At 73.9% G+C, this 15,832-nt stretch carries 16 protein-coding genes and 2 pseudogenes; 14 read left to right on the forward strand and 4 right to left on the reverse strand.

The genetic code is table 11. The features are described from left to right. Positions 1–68 precede the first annotated feature (68 nt). The gene (locus tag ACYU96_RS00655) at positions 69–1,109 is read right to left on the reverse strand and encodes a thiamine-phosphate kinase (protein ID WP_460748094.1); all 1,041 of its coding nucleotides are present in this window, start codon (positions 1,107–1,109) and stop codon (positions 69–71) included. A gap of 142 nt (positions 1,110–1,251) precedes the next feature. On the opposite strand from ACYU96_RS00655, the gene ACYU96_RS00660 reads away from it, so the two are divergent. Then, a complete protein-coding gene (locus ACYU96_RS00660) occupies positions 1,252–1,734 on the forward strand; it encodes a DUF3515 domain-containing protein (RefSeq protein WP_460748095.1) in 483 nt (160 codons plus the stop codon). Continuing rightward, the gene (locus tag ACYU96_RS00665) at positions 1,731–2,489 is read left to right on the forward strand and encodes a TetR/AcrR family transcriptional regulator (protein ID WP_460748097.1); all 759 of its coding nucleotides are present in this window, start codon (positions 1,731–1,733) and stop codon (positions 2,487–2,489) included. Before ACYU96_RS00660 ends, ACYU96_RS00665 begins: the two co-directional genes overlap by 4 nt. A 1-nt stretch (position 2,490) precedes the next feature. Here the strand turns inward: ACYU96_RS00665 and ACYU96_RS00670 are convergent, their stop codons facing one another. Both ACYU96_RS00670 and rpmB read right to left on the reverse strand, forming a co-directional pair. Further along, complete coding sequence (locus ACYU96_RS00670; RefSeq protein ID WP_460748099.1) at positions 2,491–3,003, reverse strand: GNAT family N-acetyltransferase; 513 nt, start codon at positions 3,001–3,003, stop codon at positions 2,491–2,493. 284 nt (positions 3,004–3,287) lie between these two features. Further along, entirely contained in the window at positions 3,288–3,485 is a 198-nt protein-coding gene (rpmB, locus tag ACYU96_RS00675; RefSeq protein WP_192864674.1) for a 50S ribosomal protein L28, read from the reverse strand. A 266-nt stretch (positions 3,486–3,751) separates the two neighbouring features. Here rpmB and ACYU96_RS00680 point away from each other — a divergent pair, with 266 nt between their 5' ends. The 12 genes and pseudogenes from ACYU96_RS00680 to ACYU96_RS00735 all read left to right on the forward strand — a co-directional run. Continuing rightward, entirely contained in the window at positions 3,752–5,377 is a 1,626-nt protein-coding gene (locus ACYU96_RS00680; protein ID WP_460748101.1) for a DAK2 domain-containing protein, read from the forward strand. Continuing rightward, positions 5,374–7,713, forward strand: coding sequence for an ATP-dependent DNA helicase RecG (locus ACYU96_RS00685; RefSeq protein ID WP_460748103.1), 2,340 nt, complete (start codon positions 5,374–5,376; stop codon positions 7,711–7,713). Before ACYU96_RS00680 ends, ACYU96_RS00685 begins: the two co-directional genes overlap by 4 nt. A gap of 152 nt (positions 7,714–7,865) precedes the next feature. Further along, positions 7,866–8,936, forward strand: a complete 1,071-nt coding sequence (locus ACYU96_RS00690; protein ID WP_460748105.1) for an endonuclease/exonuclease/phosphatase family protein — start codon at positions 7,866–7,868, stop codon at positions 8,934–8,936. Between the two features lie 52 nt (positions 8,937–8,988). After that, entirely contained in the window at positions 8,989–9,570 is a 582-nt protein-coding gene (gene rsmD, locus ACYU96_RS00695) for a 16S rRNA (guanine(966)-N(2))-methyltransferase RsmD (protein ID WP_460748106.1), read from the forward strand. 10 nt (positions 9,571–9,580) lie between these two features. Further along, positions 9,581–10,063 (forward strand): pantetheine-phosphate adenylyltransferase, encoded by a 483-nt coding sequence (gene coaD / locus ACYU96_RS00700; protein WP_460748107.1) that lies wholly within the window; start codon positions 9,581–9,583, stop codon positions 10,061–10,063. A gap of 155 nt (positions 10,064–10,218) precedes the next feature. Then, positions 10,219–10,773, forward strand: a complete 555-nt coding sequence (locus ACYU96_RS00705; protein ID WP_460748109.1) for a YceD family protein — start codon at positions 10,219–10,221, stop codon at positions 10,771–10,773. Positions 10,774–10,775: 2 nt separating this feature from the next. Continuing rightward, positions 10,776–10,970 carry a 50S ribosomal protein L32 gene (rpmF, locus tag ACYU96_RS00710; protein ID WP_460748111.1) on the forward strand — a complete coding sequence of 65 codons (195 nt, stop codon included), beginning with the start codon at positions 10,776–10,778 and terminating at the stop codon, positions 10,968–10,970. Further along, positions 10,970–11,671 (forward strand): annotated as a pseudogene (gene rnc, locus ACYU96_RS00715) (ribonuclease III); the annotation flags it as partial. The gene rpmF and the pseudogene rnc, both read left to right, overlap by 1 nt. 199 nt (positions 11,672–11,870) lie before the next feature. After that, positions 11,871–12,914: a bifunctional DNA-formamidopyrimidine glycosylase/DNA-(apurinic or apyrimidinic site) lyase gene (mutM, locus tag ACYU96_RS00720; protein WP_460748113.1), complete on the forward strand. Its 1,044-nt coding sequence runs from the start codon at positions 11,871–11,873 to the stop codon at positions 12,912–12,914. A gap of 430 nt (positions 12,915–13,344) precedes the next feature. Continuing rightward, positions 13,345–13,815, forward strand: coding sequence for a DUF1801 domain-containing protein (locus tag ACYU96_RS00725; RefSeq protein ID WP_460748115.1), 471 nt, complete (start codon positions 13,345–13,347; stop codon positions 13,813–13,815). A 107-nt stretch (positions 13,816–13,922) separates the two neighbouring features. Continuing rightward, the gene (locus tag ACYU96_RS00730) at positions 13,923–14,627 is read left to right on the forward strand and encodes a VOC family protein (protein WP_460748117.1); all 705 of its coding nucleotides are present in this window, start codon (positions 13,923–13,925) and stop codon (positions 14,625–14,627) included. Between the two features lie 93 nt (positions 14,628–14,720). Beyond that, a pseudogene (locus ACYU96_RS00735) lies at positions 14,721–14,864 on the forward strand (DNA-formamidopyrimidine glycosylase); the annotation flags it as partial. Here ACYU96_RS00735 and ACYU96_RS00740 read toward each other — a convergent pair. Further along, positions 14,809–15,816: an NAD(P)-dependent oxidoreductase gene (locus tag ACYU96_RS00740; RefSeq protein WP_460748119.1), complete on the reverse strand. Its 1,008-nt coding sequence runs from the start codon at positions 15,814–15,816 to the stop codon at positions 14,809–14,811. The pseudogene ACYU96_RS00735 and the gene ACYU96_RS00740 sit on opposite strands and share 56 nt — an antisense overlap. Between the last annotated feature and the right edge of the window lie 16 nt (positions 15,817–15,832).

Raw genomic sequence — 15,832 nt, forward strand, 5'->3', positions numbered from 1 at the left:
TCCAGGTCGGGCCCGAGTGCTGGTCGTGCGCACCAGGAGCGCACCACCGCGGCCAGGGGCGTCAGATCCTAGCCCGCGAAGTGGTCCCAGCCCGCGGAGACCACCGGGCGCCGGCCCCCGATCATGACCCGGGGTGCGGCCTGGCCTGGCGGCATCACGCGGCCGACGCTCGTCCAGCCCTCCGGCAGCAGGGCGTCCTCGGGGAAGGTCGCGAGCAGCCCGTGGTCCTCGCCGCCGGACCAGATCCACTGGTTCACCAGGCGGTTCGCGGCCTCCGCCATGCCGATGTCCCCGACCAGATCTCCCGCGTCACCGGCGCGCAGGGCCACCTGGGCGACGACGAGCGCGGCGTCGGCCAGCGTGCGGCGGTCGTCCGCGAACGCGTCCTCGTCCAGGTCGAGCCGGACGTCCGAGGCGGCGGCGATCCGCCCGGCGTCGCGCAGCAGCCCGTCGGACACGTCGAGCATGGCGGACGCGCCCGCCCGGGCGGCGCGGCGGCCCGCCTCCAGCGGCGGCTCGGGGCGCAGGTAGGCGCGTACGAGCGGGTGGTTCCGCGTCGGCCGGACGAGGCCCGACTCGAGCAGGGCCAGCCCGGCGGCCGACCAGCCGCGCGCCCCCGCGTGCGCGACGACGTCGCCGGGCCGCGCCCCGGAACGCAGCACGGGCTCGCGCCAGTCCAGCGTGCCGTGCACCGTCACGTTCAGGACGATCGAGTCGCCGCCCGCCAGGTCGCCGCCGACGACGCCCGCCCGCAACGGCTTGCACGCCTCCGCCAGCCCGCGCGCGAGGCCCTCGACCCAGCCCACGGGCGTCTCGCCGGGCATGACGAGGGAGATGACGATCGCGGTCGGACGTCCGCCCATGGCGGCGATGTCGGCGAAGTTCTGCGCGGCGGCCCGGTGGCCGACGTCGGCCCCGGACGACCATCGCGTGCGGAAGTGCCGGTCCTCCACGAGGACGTCGGACGAGACGAGGAAGCGGCCGTCGGAGGCGGCGACGATCGCGGCGTCGTCCCCCGGTCCCACCTGCGTGGATCCACCGACCGGCAGCAGGGGGAAGATGCGTCGCAGCAGCTCGTCCTCGTTCACGTCACGCACCCGCTCGGTCACGGGGACAACCCTATACAACGTCGCGTGCCGCGCTGACCAGGCGTCACGCACCCGGTCCGGACCGGCGGCAGGGAAGCGTAGTCCGCGGGGCGCGATCCGCCCCGCCCTGACACGGATCTCGTGGACCAGGTACGGTATCGGCGTGGTTTCACGCCGAAGAGGGAGGGTGGTCGCGGCGCTGCCGGTGGCGGCCGTCGTGCTGGCGACCAGTGGGTGCGCCCCCACGATCGGCGTGGCCGTGGCCCCCGACGCTGCCGACCCGCTGTGTGCGTCGGTACTCCTGGCCATGCCGGAGTCGCTCGCGGCGGACCTGCCCCGGGTCGACACGAACTCGCAGGCCACGGCGGCCTGGGGAGAGCCCGGCGCGGCGGTCACCCTGCGGTGCGGCGTCGAGCCGCCCGGACCTTCGTCGCAGTGCCAGAGCGTCGAGAGCGCCGACGGCACGACGGTCGACTGGATCGTCGCCACCGACGACGAGGGCACCTGGTCCTTCACGACGTACGGGCGCGATCCAGCGGTCGAGGTGGTGGTGCCTCCGGCGGTCATGGCGGACCACACCTCGTCGTTCGTCATCGACCTCGCCGGTGCGGTGTCCCAGGTGGAACCAGAGAGGACATGCCAGTGAGCACGACAGACACGACGGCCGACCGGCCGGTCCTGAGCGGCCGGCACACGGAGGCGCGGCGCCAGGCGGTCGAGGCGGCCAGGGCGATCATGCGGGAGTCGGGCGGCACCCGGAACATCACCATCGCCGCGGTGGCGAAGGCGCTGAAGTTCACGTCGCCCGCTCTCTACCGCTACTTCCCTGGCGGACGTGACGAGCTGCTGCGCGCCGTGCACCACGTCGCGCTGGAGGACCTGGGCGTGCAGATGGGCGTCGCACGGGACCGGCAGCCCGCCGACGACGTGAGCGCGCAGCTCTACGCCCTCACCCACATGGCGTTCTCCTGGTCCCTGGCGCACCCTGGCGAGTTCTCGCTCCTCATGGGCCCGGACTTCCACGAGATCCGGGAGGGTTTCGAGCAGTCGGACCGGGACGTCGCGGGGATCGTCGGCGGTGCGTACGTGCCGGTCTTCATCAAGCTGATGCAGCAGGCCGCGGTGCCGGTGTGGCCGGGCGACGACGAGGTTCCCGTCGGCATGCGCGAGCAGATCCGCGAGCATTCGCGCACGATCGCGCCCGGCATGGACGTGCCGCTGGGGCTCGGCTACACGTGGATCGTCGCCTGGCGCAGCTTCTTCGGCGTGATCTGCATGGCGGCCTTCGGACACCTCTCCTTCGCCTACGGCGACTGCGAGGACCTGTTCGACGACATGATGATCCAGGCCCTGCGGATCTGGGGCCTGGAGCGCAGCGCGCGGACCGTGCCGGCTGCGTGACTCAGCGGCGGTAGCGCAGCTGGGTCATCGGCTTGCCGCCGATCTCGTCGATCCGCTCCGTGCCGTCGTGCGCGAACCCGTGCCGGCGGTAGAAGTGCTGTGCGCGCTCGTTCTCCTGCAGGATCCACAGGGTGATCGAGGCCCCGGCGGGGACGCGGTCGAGCACCTGGAGCATGAGGTCGCGGGCCACGCCGCTGCCCCACGCCGCCGGGTGCAGGTAGATCGCGTAGATCTCGAGGTCGTCGTCCTCCGCGTCCTCGTCCCGGGACGGGCCCACGCTCGTGAAACCGACCGTGCCCACCCGCGTCTCGGCGACCAGGATGCGAGTGTTCTCCGAGGCCACGGCGTCGCGCCACAGGGCGGTGCGCTCGCTCGCATCGAGGGCGGACAGGTAGGACCCCGGGAGGATCTCCGAGTACGCGCTGCGCCACGACGCGATATCGACACGGGCGATGTCGTCAGCATCCTTCGCCTTCGCGGGACGGATGGACACCTCGTCGAGCTGAGCCGCCATGACCTCACCTTTTCACCGTCGGAACCGTGCGTGCAACACACCTGGGACATCACGTCCGAGCAAAGCCTAAGAGATCGCGCGAGCGGGCGCTGCTGTTGCGTGCGTCACCCCGGTACCGGCGTCGTGGCGCGGCCGTGCCGGGCGGTGCGGACCTCGGGGCCGACCGGGCGCCAGGAACCCCAGGTCGGAGCGCCGCCGCTTCGCCTCTCGGGGGGAGCGCGGAGAGCACGAAGCCCGCCCGCGGCTCCAGCCGCGGGCGGGCATCGTCGAACGGATGCTGGGCGTCAGGCCGAGACGCGCCGCTGCACCTTGCCGGCCTTCAGGCACGAGGTGCAGACGTTGACGCGCTTCGGGGTGCCGTTGACCACGGCACGCACGCGCTGGATGTTCGGGTTCCAGCGGCGCTTGGTCCGCACGTGGGAGTGCGAGACGTTGTGCCCGAAACCCGGGCCCTTGCCGCAGACGTCGCAGTTGGCAGCCACGGAGTCTCCTGAGTGTCGTGCACGTCCGTGCACACGAGCAGGACGTGGAGTTTGGTCGTAAAGGGATTTGCCCTTCGGCCACCGGCCCGGTATTCCGGACCCTGGACCGCCGTCGGACAACCACAAGAGCGTACCCGATCCACACTTCGGCACTCAAACCGTGCGGCAGCGCGCGAGCAGGGGTTGCGTCACACACCATGACCCCCGCGAGCGGACGCGAGCCGCGCCGGTACGGTGGTTGCCGACCGAGACCGGGGGAGGGACACGTGGCAGGGGTGAGCCAGATCGACGCGGGGCTCGTGCGCAGGTGGGTGCACGGCGCGACGGACGCGCTGCGACGTGAGCGGGCGGCCCTGGACCGGGTCAACGTCTTTCCCGTGGCGGACGCCGACACCGGCACCAACATGTACCTCACGCTCCGCGAGGGGGACCGGGCCGTGCGCGCCGCGCCCGACGACGCCACCGGCGTCGACCTGCTCGCCGCGGCCGCCCGCGCGGCCCTGCTCGGCGCGCGCGGGAACTCCGGCGTCATCCTGTCGGAGTGGCTGCGCGGCACGGTGCTCGCCGCCCGGCAGGACGCGACCGCGGCCGTGCTCCTCGAGGAGGCGGCACGCTCCGCGCGCGCCGCGGTGGCCAGCCCCGCGGACGGGACGATCCTCACCACGGCCGACGCCGCGGCCCGCGCGGGCCGCGCCACGGAGGACGCCGGCGGCGGACCGGGCGCGGTCGCCCGGTCGGCGGTCGACGCGGCCCGCACGGCGGCCCGCACCAGCATGACCGAGCATCCCGTCCTCGCCGCCGCCGGAGTGCTCGACGCCGGCGCGTGCGGCCTGGTCCTGGTGCTCGGCGCGTTCGTGGCCGCGGCGGTGTCAGACTCCCCGGGCACGATGGAGCCCGTGAGCCTCGACCTGATCGTCCACCCCGGAGCCGGCGCCGCGTTCGTGCCGCCGGAACCCGCCCCCGCACGCGCCGGCACGCAGGGCGCGCTGGAGCTCATGTTCGTCCTCACCCGCGGGCCGGAGCGCGCCGAGCGGGTCGCGCCCCGCCTGCGGGCGCGGCTGGAGAAGGCCGGGGACTCCGTCGTCGTGGTCGGCGGGGACACCGGGGGCGGCGCGGCCGTCTGGCAGGCGCACGTGCACACCGACGACCTGGAGGGCGCGCTCGCCGTCGCCTCCGGTTCCGCGGCCGCGGGGGGCGGGGGCACCCTCGCGCAGGTGCACGTGCGGCACCTGGAGGCGGCCGACCCGCACGAGTGGGGCGTGGTCGCCATCACCTCCGCACCCGCGCTCGCCGCGGACCTCGCGCACGCGGGCGCCGTCGTGCTGCTCGCGGGCGGTTTCGACGCCGCCGTCGACCCCATCGCGCCCGACGACGTGCAGCGCGCCGCGGCCTCCACCGGCGTGCGCCGCGTGCTCGTGCTCGGCGACGCCCCCGCGCTCGAACCCGACGGCCGCGACCTCGACGTGGTCGTCATGCTGGACGCCCCCACCGATGTGCACGTGGTCGTGGCGCTCGCGGCCCTCGGCACCGCGCCGGATCGCGCCGACCCGCAGGAGGAGGCCCGCGCGGCGCTCGCCGGGCTGCGCGTGGCCGGCCCCGTCCCGGCGTCCGGAGCCGTCCCGGCGCTCACCGGCCTGCTGTCCGGGGCGCCCGGACCTCCCGAGGTCGTCACCGCGCTCCTGGACGACGGCGCCGCCCACGTCGCCGACGAGCTCGCGGCCGCGCTCGCCGGGTCCGCCCCGGCCGCGGAGCTGGTCGCGCTGCCGACGGGCCGCCCGGGGGAGTCGGTGCTGCTGGGCGCCGAGGCCGCCGTCGGCCAGGAACCGGCGTCCGGACCGGGTGCCCCGTCCGGTCACGAACCGGGCCGCGAGACGCTCCGGGGGCGCGCATGACACCGCGCGCGCGGCTCGACGAGCCGCTGTCGCGCGCGCTGGGCCAGGCGCGCGGCAAGAACCCGCTGTCCAAGCTCGGCCTGGAGACGGTGGGGGACCTGATCGGGCACTACCCGCGGCGGTACGACGACCCGGGCCGCCTCACCGACATCAGCATGCTGCAGGCCGGCGAGCACGTGACCGTGATGGCGCGGGTCGTCCAGGCCACGGTGCGCCAGATGCGCAACCGCAAGGGTGCCCTGCTGGAGGCCGTCATCACCGACGGCAGGCACCACCTGTCCCTGACGTTCTTCGGCCGGCACCGCGGTTCTCTCTACTCGCACGAGCAGCGGCTCGTCGCGGGCCGCACCGGGCTGTTCACCGGCACGGTCGGGCTGTACCGGGGGGAGCGCCAGCTCACGCACCCGGCGTTCATGATGATGGGCGAGGAGGACCTCGACTCGGACGAGGACATGCTCGCCGCGGCGGCCCGCCCGATCCCGATCTACCCGGCGGTGGCGAACGTGCCGAGCTGGAAGATCGCGAAGGCCGTGCGCACGGTCCTGGACACCCTGACCGACGACGACGTCCCCGACCCCGTGCCGATGGAGGTGCGGGCACGCGTGGGCCTGCCGGGTCGGCTCGACGCGCTGCGCAGGGTGCACCGGCCGGAGTCCATGGCCGAGGTCCGCGCGGCGCAGCACTGCCTGCGGTTCGAGGAGGCGTTCGTGCTGCAGGCGGCGCTCGCCAAGCGGCGCGCGCTCGCCACGGGACGGCCCGCGACACCGCGCCCGCTCACCGGTCCCGGCACCCCGGGCCTGCTCGCCGACCTGGACGCGCGCCTCCCGTTCGACCTCACGGCCGGGCAGCGGGAGGTGGGCGGCGAGATCTCCGCCGAGCTGGCCTCCGAGCGGCCGATGCAGCGCCTGCTGCAGGGCGAGGTCGGGTCCGGCAAGACGGTCGTGGCGCTGCGCGCCATGCTCCAGGTCGTCGACGCCGGCGGCCAGGCCGCCCTGCTCGCACCCACCGAGGTGCTCGCCGCCCAGCACGCCCGCACGCTCCGAGCCCTGCTCGGGCCGCTCGCCGACGGCGGGATGCTCGGCGGCGCCGACCACGCCACCCGGGTCGCGCTGCTGACCGGCTCCCTGGGGGCGAAGGCGAAGAAGGCGGCGCTGCTGGCCGCCGCGAGCGGCGAGGCGGGGATCGTCGTCGGGACGCACGCGCTGCTGTCCGAGCACGTCCAGTTCGCCGACCTCGGGCTCGTCGTGGTGGACGAGCAGCACCGGTTCGGCGTCGAGCAGCGCGACCGGCTGCGCGACAAGGCGAGCGCGGCGCCGCACCTGCTGGTCATGACGGCGACTCCCATCCCGCGCACCGTCGCGATGACGGTGTTCGGAGACCTGGCGACGTCGTCGCTCACGCAGGTCCCCGCGGGCCGTGCCGGCGTCACCACGCACGTCGTCCCCGCGAGCAACGAGCGCTGGATGGACCGGACCTGGGCCCGCGTGCGGGAGGAGATCGACCGCGGCGGGCGGGCCTACGTCGTGTGCCCCCGGATCAACCCGGACGACGACGGGGGCGGCGAGGACGGCATGCAGGCCGTGCCGGCGGACGCCCTGGTCCCGACGGCGGGCGGCCCCTCGGCAGCGGTAGAGCCGGGCGCCGGGGCGGGTGGCGCCGTGGTCGCCGGACCTGGCCTCGGACCCGGTGCGGTCGTCCCCGGTGCCGCCGCCGAGGGCCCGCCGCTGCGGGCCGTGCTGGAGGTCGTCGAGGAGCTGCGCGGGCGGGAGCCGTTCGCGGGTGTCGAGATCGGCGTCCTGCACGGGCAGCTCGCGCCCGCCGACAAGGACGACGCGATGGCGCGGTTCTCCTCGGGGCAGACGCCCGTGCTCGTGGCCACGACCGTGGTAGAGGTCGGCGTCGACGTGCCCGAGGCGACGGCCATGGTCATCCTCGACGCCGACCGCTTCGGCCTCTCGCAGCTGCACCAGCTGCGCGGGCGTATCGGGCGCGGCGCCGCACCCGGCCTGTGCCTGCTCGTCTCCGACGCGCCGCCGGACAGCACCGCCGGCCGGCGCCTCGACGCGATGGTGCGGACTACGGACGGGTTCGAGCTGGCGAACACCGACCTCGAGCTGCGCAACGAGGGCGACGTGCTCGGCGCCTCCCAGTCCGGCCGGTCGAGCTCGCTGCGGCTGCTGCGCGTCGTCAAGGACGCCACGCTCATCGAGCAGGCGCGCACCGAGGCGGTCGGCGTCGTCACCGCCGACCCCGAGCTGAACTACGCCCCGGAGCTCGCCGCCGCCATCGCCACGGAGCTCGACGCCGAGCAGGAGGAGTTCCTCGAGCGCACCTGACGGCGGCGTCGACCGCGCACCCGTACCGCGCTCCGCGACCGCGGTGTCGCGCCCCGCGCGCCGCCCCGCGCGCCGCGCCGTGCAAGCCCCTTGCGGCCCAGCGGTCCGCGGTGGCACCGCGGACCGGGGACCGCGCGGTAGAGTCCGCGGCCGTGAGCGACTTTCGGTACATCCCGCTGGACCGGAGCCGGCACGAGCACGCCCCGGACCCCGCCACGCAGCACGTGCCGGACGGGCTCGCCCCCTTCGACGACGTGTTCGACGACGACGCGGAGCCGGCTCGGACCAGCACCACGTGGTCGCGCGGAGTCGTGACCGCCGTCCTCCTGCTGCTGCTCGGGGCGGCCCTGCTGTTCCACGAGCAGCTTCCCGACAGGTTCGGCCTGGGCAGCCTCGTCGAGACGTGCCTGCCCTGGCTGGGCGCGGCCGCCGTGCTGCTGCTCGTCCTCGGGCTGGTTCGCCGGTCGACCACCGCCGTGCTCGCGTTCCTGCTGCCCGCCGCGGCCTGGGGCTGGACGTTCTGGCCGCAGCTCACCGACGAGCCCGAGACGCGGGACGACCTGACGGTGGTGCAGCACAACGTGGACGACAGGAACCGGGACATCGCCGGGACGGTCCGGGTGCTGCTCGCCGCGTCGCCCGACGTGGTCGTCCTCCAGGAGGTCACCCCGGAGCTCGCCGCGCAGTACACGCGGGCCTTCGGGGACTCGATGCCGCACGCGGAGACCTACGGCACGGTCGGCGTGTGGTCGGCCCACCGGCTGCGCGGCGCCGAGCACGTCGACCTGCGGCCCGCGGGCTTCGGCGAGTCCTGGGAGCGCGGCCTGCGCGTCACTGTCGTCCCCGAGAAGGGCGACCCCGGGATCACGGTGTACGCCGTGCACCTGCCGTCCACCCGGCTCGGTCCCGGCGGGCTCGACGTCACCGCCCGGAACGAGAGCATCGGGCTCCTCGCCGAGGCCCTGGCCGCCGACGAGTCCGACGCCGTGATCGTCGCGGGCGATCTCAACACCGCCGTCGGGGACCGGGCGCTCGACCCGGTGACCGCGCTCGTCACCGAGCCCCAGCACGGGTTCGGGTTCACCTTCCCCGCGGCGTTCCCCCTGGTACCGATCGACCACGTGCTCGCGCGCGGGGCCGCGGTCACCGAGGTGGAGACGCTGGAGCGTACCGGCAGCGACCACCTGCCCCTCGTCGCCCACCTGGACCTCCCCTGGTCCTAGAGGTCCCGGCCGGGCACCCGGCCCGCCGCACCCGGACCGTAGACTCTGGGCCGTGAGGATCGTCGCGGGAAAGCTGGGGGGACGGACGCTCGCCGTGCCACCGAAGGGGACCAGGCCCACCAGCGACCGCGTGCGCGAGGCGATCTTCTCCCGCCTCGACCACCTCGACGTGCTCGACGGCACCAACGTCCTGGACCTCTACGCCGGATCGGGCGCCCTCGGGCTCGAGGCCGCGAGCCGTGGAGCGCAGCACGTCACGCTCGTGGACTCCGCCCGCACCGCCGTCGACGTCGCACGCAAGAACGTCGCCACGCTCGGCCTCACCGCACAGGTGCGCGTGACGGCGAGCCCCGTCGAGCGGTACACGGCGGCGCTCGCGGCCGCGCCGCCGCCCGGCGCCGCGCTCGACCTCGTCTTCCTCGACCCGCCCTACGACCTGTCCGACGACGGTCTCGCCCAGGCGCTGCGGGACCTCGCCGCCGTCGGCGTGCTGGCGCCCGGGGCCGTCCTCGTGGTCGAGCGCTCGACGCGCAGCCCCGAGCCCGCCTGGCCGGACGGCCTGGCGCCGACCGGCCGGAAGGACTACGGCGAGACCGCCGTGCACTACGCGGAGCCGGCCGGCCGCGCCGACTAGGGTGAGGGCCATGACCATCGCAGTGTGTCCTGGGTCGTTCGACCCGATGACCCTCGGCCATCTCGACGTCGTGCGGCGGGCGCGGAGCATGTTCGACCACGTGATCGTCGCCGTGGCGAAGAATCCCGGGAAGTCCGGCCTGCTGGACCTGGACACGCGCGCATCGCTGGCCCGGGCGGCCGTCGCCGGGGACCCGGCCACCGCGGACGTCGAGGTCGGTGTCGCCGACGGCCTGCTCGTGGACTTCTGCCGCGAGGTGGGTGCGACCGCCGTCGTGAAGGGGCTGCGGGGCGGCGCGGACTTCGACGGGGAGCTGCCGATGGCGCTGATGAACCGGCACCTGTCGGGCGTGGAGACGGTGTTCGTCGCCGCGGACCAGGCGTACGCGCACATCGCCTCGTCCCTGGTGAAGGACATCGCCCGGAACGGTGGCGAGATCGACGACCTGGTCCCGCCGGGCGTGGCGGGCGCGATCCGCACCACCCTCCGCTGAGGGCACGGCGGGGGAGTGCCGGATCACACGTGGCGTGGCCGACAGGATCCCGGTCGATGGCGTAAGATTGCAGGCTGGTCCAGGTTGGGCCACCATCCCGTATTTCACCGTCCTTCTCGGAGCCTGCCATCACACTCGACCCGCGCTCGCCGCTCGTGCTCGACACGCACGAGCTCTCCCGGCGTCCCGGCACCATGCGCACGCACAGCGCCACGGTGCAGGCGCCGGCGGCGATCGGTACCCCGGTGATCGGCATCCCCGAGGGCGCGGACCTGGAGATCGACCTGCGGCTCGAGGCCGTCATGGAGGGCGTGCTGGTCTCCGGTCCCGTCCGCGGCGAGGCGGTCGGCGAGTGCGTCCGCTGTCTCGACGAGATCCGGGTCCCCGTCGACGTGCCGATCCAGGAGCTCTTCGCCTACCCGGAGCGGGCCGAGGCGGAAGCCGCGGCCGGCGACGAGGAGGTCGAGGACGAGGAGTCCCTCCTGGACCGGGATCTCGCGGACATCGAGCCCGCGTTGCGAGATTCGGTGGTCACTGCACTACCATTTCAACCGCTGTGTCGTCCGGACTGCCCGGGCCTGTGCTCCGAGTGCGGAGCACGCCTGGCCGACGACCCCGGCCACCATCATGATCAGGTCGACCCTCGTTGGTCGGCGCTGCAGAGCATGCTCGAATCCACGAGCGTGTCGGACGAGACGAAAGAGAGCTAGCCGTGGCTGTTCCGAAGCGCAAGATGTCGCGCAGCAACACCCGTGCGCGTCGCTCGCAGTGGAAGACCACCGCAGCGACCCTCACGACCTGCCCGTCGTGCCAGGCTGACAAGCTGCCGCACGTCGCGTGCCCCACGTGCGGTGCCTACAAGGGCCGTTCCTACCGCGAGGCACTGAAGACCGTCAACGCGGGCTGATGGCCCGCCGCGGTGCTCCGACCCGTGCGGAGCCGAGCGAGCTGCTGGACAAGCTCGGGGTCGTTCTCGACCCCGAGCTTCTCGTGCTCGCTCTGACGCATCGCTCGTTCGCGCACGAGGCGGGCGGGATCCCGACGAACGAGCGCCTGGAGTTCCTGGGTGACACGGTCCTCGGGCTCGTGGTGACCGAGGCGCTGTACCGGCGCCACCCCGAGACCAACGAGGGCGACCTCGCGCGGATGCGTGCGGCGACGGTGTCGCAGCGATCGCTGGCGAAGATCGCCCGGCGCCTCGGGCTGGGCAGGTACGTGCTGCTGGGCAAGGGCGAGATCCGTACCCGCGGCTTCGACAAGGACTCGATCCTGTCGGACACCGTCGAGGCCCTGATCGGGGCCACGTACCTCTCGCACGGCCTGGAGGAGTCGCGCGCCTTCGTGCACCGGCTCGTCGACGACCAGCTCGACGTCGCCGCCGGGCTGGGCGCGGGCCTGGACTGGAAGACGTCGCTGCAGGAGGCCGCGGCCGAGCGGACCCTCGGCGCGCCCGACTACGTCGCGACCTTCGAAGGGCCCGAGCACGCCCGGATCTTCCACTCCGAGGTGGTGATCGACGGCGTCGGCTACGGCCAGGGCTCCGGGTCTGCGAAGAAGCACGCGGAGCAGGAGGCCGCCGAGGAGGCATACAAGGCGCTCGTCGCGAAGTTCCCGCGGGAGAAGGACACCGCCTCGGCGGGCCGCGCGACGCACGCCGGCGGAACCGAGCCGGCCGTCGGGCGGGGAGCCCCGGGCCGCGGAGCCGAGAACGGCGCGTCGGCACTGGACGGCGCCCCGCAGGACGGGCGTCCGGACCCGGCACCCTCGTCCGGGCGCCGGTCCGAGGAGCCGCCGGGACACGTACCGCGTGCCTGAGCTTCCCGAGGTCGAGACCGTCCGCGACGGTCTCGACCGCCTCGTCGTGGGCGCCGTCGTCCGGGGCGTGGAGGTCCGCCGCGACTACAGCGTGCGCCGGCACGAGGGCGGCCCGTCCGACTTCACGGGCCGCCTGACCGGCCGCCGGCTCGCCGCCGCCGTCCGCCGCGGCAAGTTCCTCTGGCTCCCCCTGGCCGCCGACGACGACGGCCCGGGCCGCCACCTCCCACCGCCGTCCGGCCTCGCCCCGTCCTCCGTCGCCGACCGCACCGGCGGGCACCTGCCCTCGCCGTCCGGCTCCGCCGCGCACCCCGACGACGCCCTCCTGGCCCACCTCGGCATGTCCGGCCAGCTCCTGGTCCGCAGCGGCACCAGCGCGGACGACTGGCAGCACCCCCACCTGCGGGTCCGGCTCCGTCTGGAGGGTGCTCCCGACGTCGGCGGCGAGCCCGTGCGCTACCTCGACTTCGTCGACCAGCGCACGTTCGGCCACCTGAGCGTGCAGGACCTGGTGCCGGACAGGGCCCCGGACGGTCCCGGTACGCGGTCGCCCGCCGGTCAGGGCAGCGACCTGCCGGCCCTGCCGGAACCGGTGGCGCACATCGCCCGCGACCTGCTCGACCCGCACGCGCGGCGCGAGGAGACCGCGCGGCGCGTGCGCCGTCGCCGGACGCAGATCAAGCGCGCCCTGCTCGACCAGACGCTGGTCTCCGGGGTGGGGAACATCTACGCCGACGAGGCGCTCTGGCGCGCCGCGGTGCACGGCCGCCGCCCCACCGACCGGATGGGGCAGGCGGAGGTGCTGCGGGTGCTGGACGCCGCCGCCGAGACGATGCGCGACGCCCTCGCGCAGGGCGGTACGTCCTTCGACGCGCTGTACGTCAACGTGAACGGCGAGTCGGGCTACTTCGCCAGAAACCTTGACGTCTACGGCCGCGCGGGCGAGCTCTGCCGCCGCTGCGGGACGGCGGTCCGGCGGGAGCAGTTCATGAACCGCTCGTCGTACTTCTGTCCGCGCTGCCAGCGTTTTCGCTGATTTCGAGGGCTGTGGCCCGTGGTGGGACCCGCCCGGTTCTGTGAGCTTGGCGTCAGCGGCACCGGCGGTGTGCGGGTAGGCGACGAGCGTCTTGTACAGCAGTCTGTCGCGGCTCTCCATGTGAGAGACCGCAGCCTGTTTGACGTCGAGCCTGCGGGCGATCTCTTCCTGGGTGAGCACGGCCGCGCTGCGTACCGCGGCAAGGGAGCCTGGCAGAGAAGCAGGGTGTCTCGTCGCCTGGTCTCCGACCGAGTGCTCCTGCCAGCCCGAGGACGGCTCGATGCCCGGTGAGCGCATCGACCTCCAGCACGGCGCGGGCCCTTCCCACGGATGGCCCTGCGGGGCGATCGGTCAGGAATCGAGAAGTACGACGACCGGGTTCCCCATAGCCTCGAAGCATCAGAGTTCACACCACCGACAGGAGAGGGAGATGACTGAGAAGACAGCCCGTGCCGAACACCCGACTGATGGCGACACCATGTCGGCGCAGGAGCGTGCGGCCATCAAGGAACGTGCCGCGGAGCTCAAGGCCCAGGGCCGCGCGGGCAAGGCCGCCGAGAAGGCTGCCGCGAACGAGGCGGCTCTGCTGGCGAAGATCGCGGAGATGCCCGAGCCCGACCGCTCCCTCGCCGAGCGGGTGCATGCGATCGTCACCGCGTGCGCCCCGGACCTGGAGCCGAAGCTGTACTACGGCCAGCCCGGCTATGCGAGGAAGGGCAAGGTGCTCTGCTTCTTCCGCAGCGGCCAGGGCGACAAGGAGCGGTACTCGACGTTCGGGTTCAGCGTGCAGGCCGGCCTTGACGACGCCAGCGGTCTCTGGGCGACCTCGTATGCCCTGACCGAGCCGACGGAGGCCGCCTGGACCGAGCTGAAGAAGCTGGTCAGGAAGGCCGCCCAGTGAACGAGCGGACCCGTCACGCAGAATCCTCGCTCGCCCTGAACGTCGTCACCCTCGCGGGCGCCCTTCCCGCATCCAAGGTCTTCTACGCCGCAGTCTTCACCCCGGTGATGACCGAGAACACCAGGTCCGTGGAGGTGGACATGCACGGCACCGGCCGCTTCGAACTGACTCCGCCGACGTCGGTTGGCGCGGGGGCTGAGGGCGCATCATCGGCCTTCCCGGGATACGTCTTGACCTACGCGCTTGCGAGGCCGTCGGAAGTGCAGGCGGTGATGGACGCCGCCGCCCGTGCGGGCGCGCGGGTGCTCAAGCCGGCCAAGAAGGCCCTGTTCGGGTCATTCTCGGGATCCTTCCAGGCGCCCGACGGGGCGGTGTGGAAGGTGGCCGCGGACTCCAGCAAGAACAAGGGAGAGAGCGCAGGATCCCCTCGGCCCACCGAGATCAGCATCATCCTCGGCGTCCAGGACCCCAAAGCCTCCCGAACGTTCTACCAGGCGCTGGGCATGACGACTGATCGCGACTACGCGAACAAGTACATCGACTTCCAACCTCTGCGGGGAGCAGCGCGATTCTGCCTGATGCCGCGGGCTGTCCTCGCCAAGGACGTCGGCATCGACGACCCGGGTGAGGGCACGGGCGGACTGACGCTGGGCCGCCGCACGGAGACCCGGGAGGGCCTGGATCAGCTCATGGCCATCGCCGAGTCCGCCGGCGGCAGCCCCGACGGGCCGGCGGAGCAGGCAGCGGAGGCAAACTCGAGCCACTTCGCGGACCCGGACGGATTCCGCTGGGCGCTGTCGTCCTCACAGTGATCGGAGCGGTCCGTGGTTCCGCACCCACCCGACGTTGCGATGCGCGACGACCAGGGCGAGGCCCGACGGGCACGGCCGGAGCGGGAGTGCGAGTCGGGCTACTTCGACCGCTCGCTCACCGTGTACGGCCAGGAGGGCGAGCCCTGGGGACGCTGCGGGACGGCGGTCCGGCGGGAGCAGTTCATGAACTGCTCGTCGTACTTCTGTCCGCGCTGCCAGCGCGAGCCACGTTCCTGATCCCGGCGGCGCCGTCGCGCCGCCACGCGGTGAGCTGGTCCGCGAGGAACCGGGCGGCACCGCGGGGCCGCCCGCCCGCCACGTGCGGGGTGAGGACGAGGTTCGGGCAGTCCCACAGCGGTGACCCGGCGGGCAGGGGCTCGGTCTCCATGACGTCCAGCGCGGCGCCCGCGAGGCGGCCCGAGCGCAGCGCGTCGATCAGGGCGGCCTCGTCGACGGTCGCGCCCCGGCCCGCGTTGACGAACCGGGCGTGGGCGGGCAGCCGCGCCAGCACACCGGCGTCGAGTGCGTGCCGCGTGCCCGGCGTGGCGGGCAGCAGGGACACGAGGACGTCGGTCGTGGGCAGCAGCCCGGCGAGCCCGTCGGGCCCGACGACGTCGAACCCGGCGCGCACCCCCGCCGAGCCCGCCACCCCGGTCACTCGGGCGCCGAGCGCGGCCAGCATCGGTGCCAGCCGCTCCGCGATGGACCCGAAGCCCCACAGGACGACGTGGGCGTCGGAGAGCGTCCAGTGGGCGTCCGTGCCGGGCGCGGCCTGGGCGGTGGCCATCTCGCGGGCCCAGCGGTGCTCGCGCTGCGCCGCGAGGGCCTCCGGCAGCCGCCGTACGGACGCGAGCACGAGCATCAGGGTGTGCTCGGCGACGGTCGGGTCGTGGAGGGAGCGCCCGGAGGAGATGACGACGTCGTCCCCGAACCCGGCGGCCAGAGCGACGTCCGGCCCGGCCGACAGCGTCTGCACCCAGCGCAGACGGGTGAGTCGCCGTGCGGCGTCGGAGACGGCTCCGGGCGGGTTGGACCAGGTGACGAGGACGTCGGCGTCGGTGTGCTCGTCGGGGACGGGCGCACGCATGTCGTAGCGGACGACCTCGTCGTCGGACACGCGCCGCGCGCCGTCGGCGAGGAACCGCCGGAAGTCGAGATCGAACGCGACGTCGGGCAGGAGGATCTTCACGCGGGGGACTCTAGTG

This window comes from Myceligenerans cantabricum, from assembly GCF_054777735.1.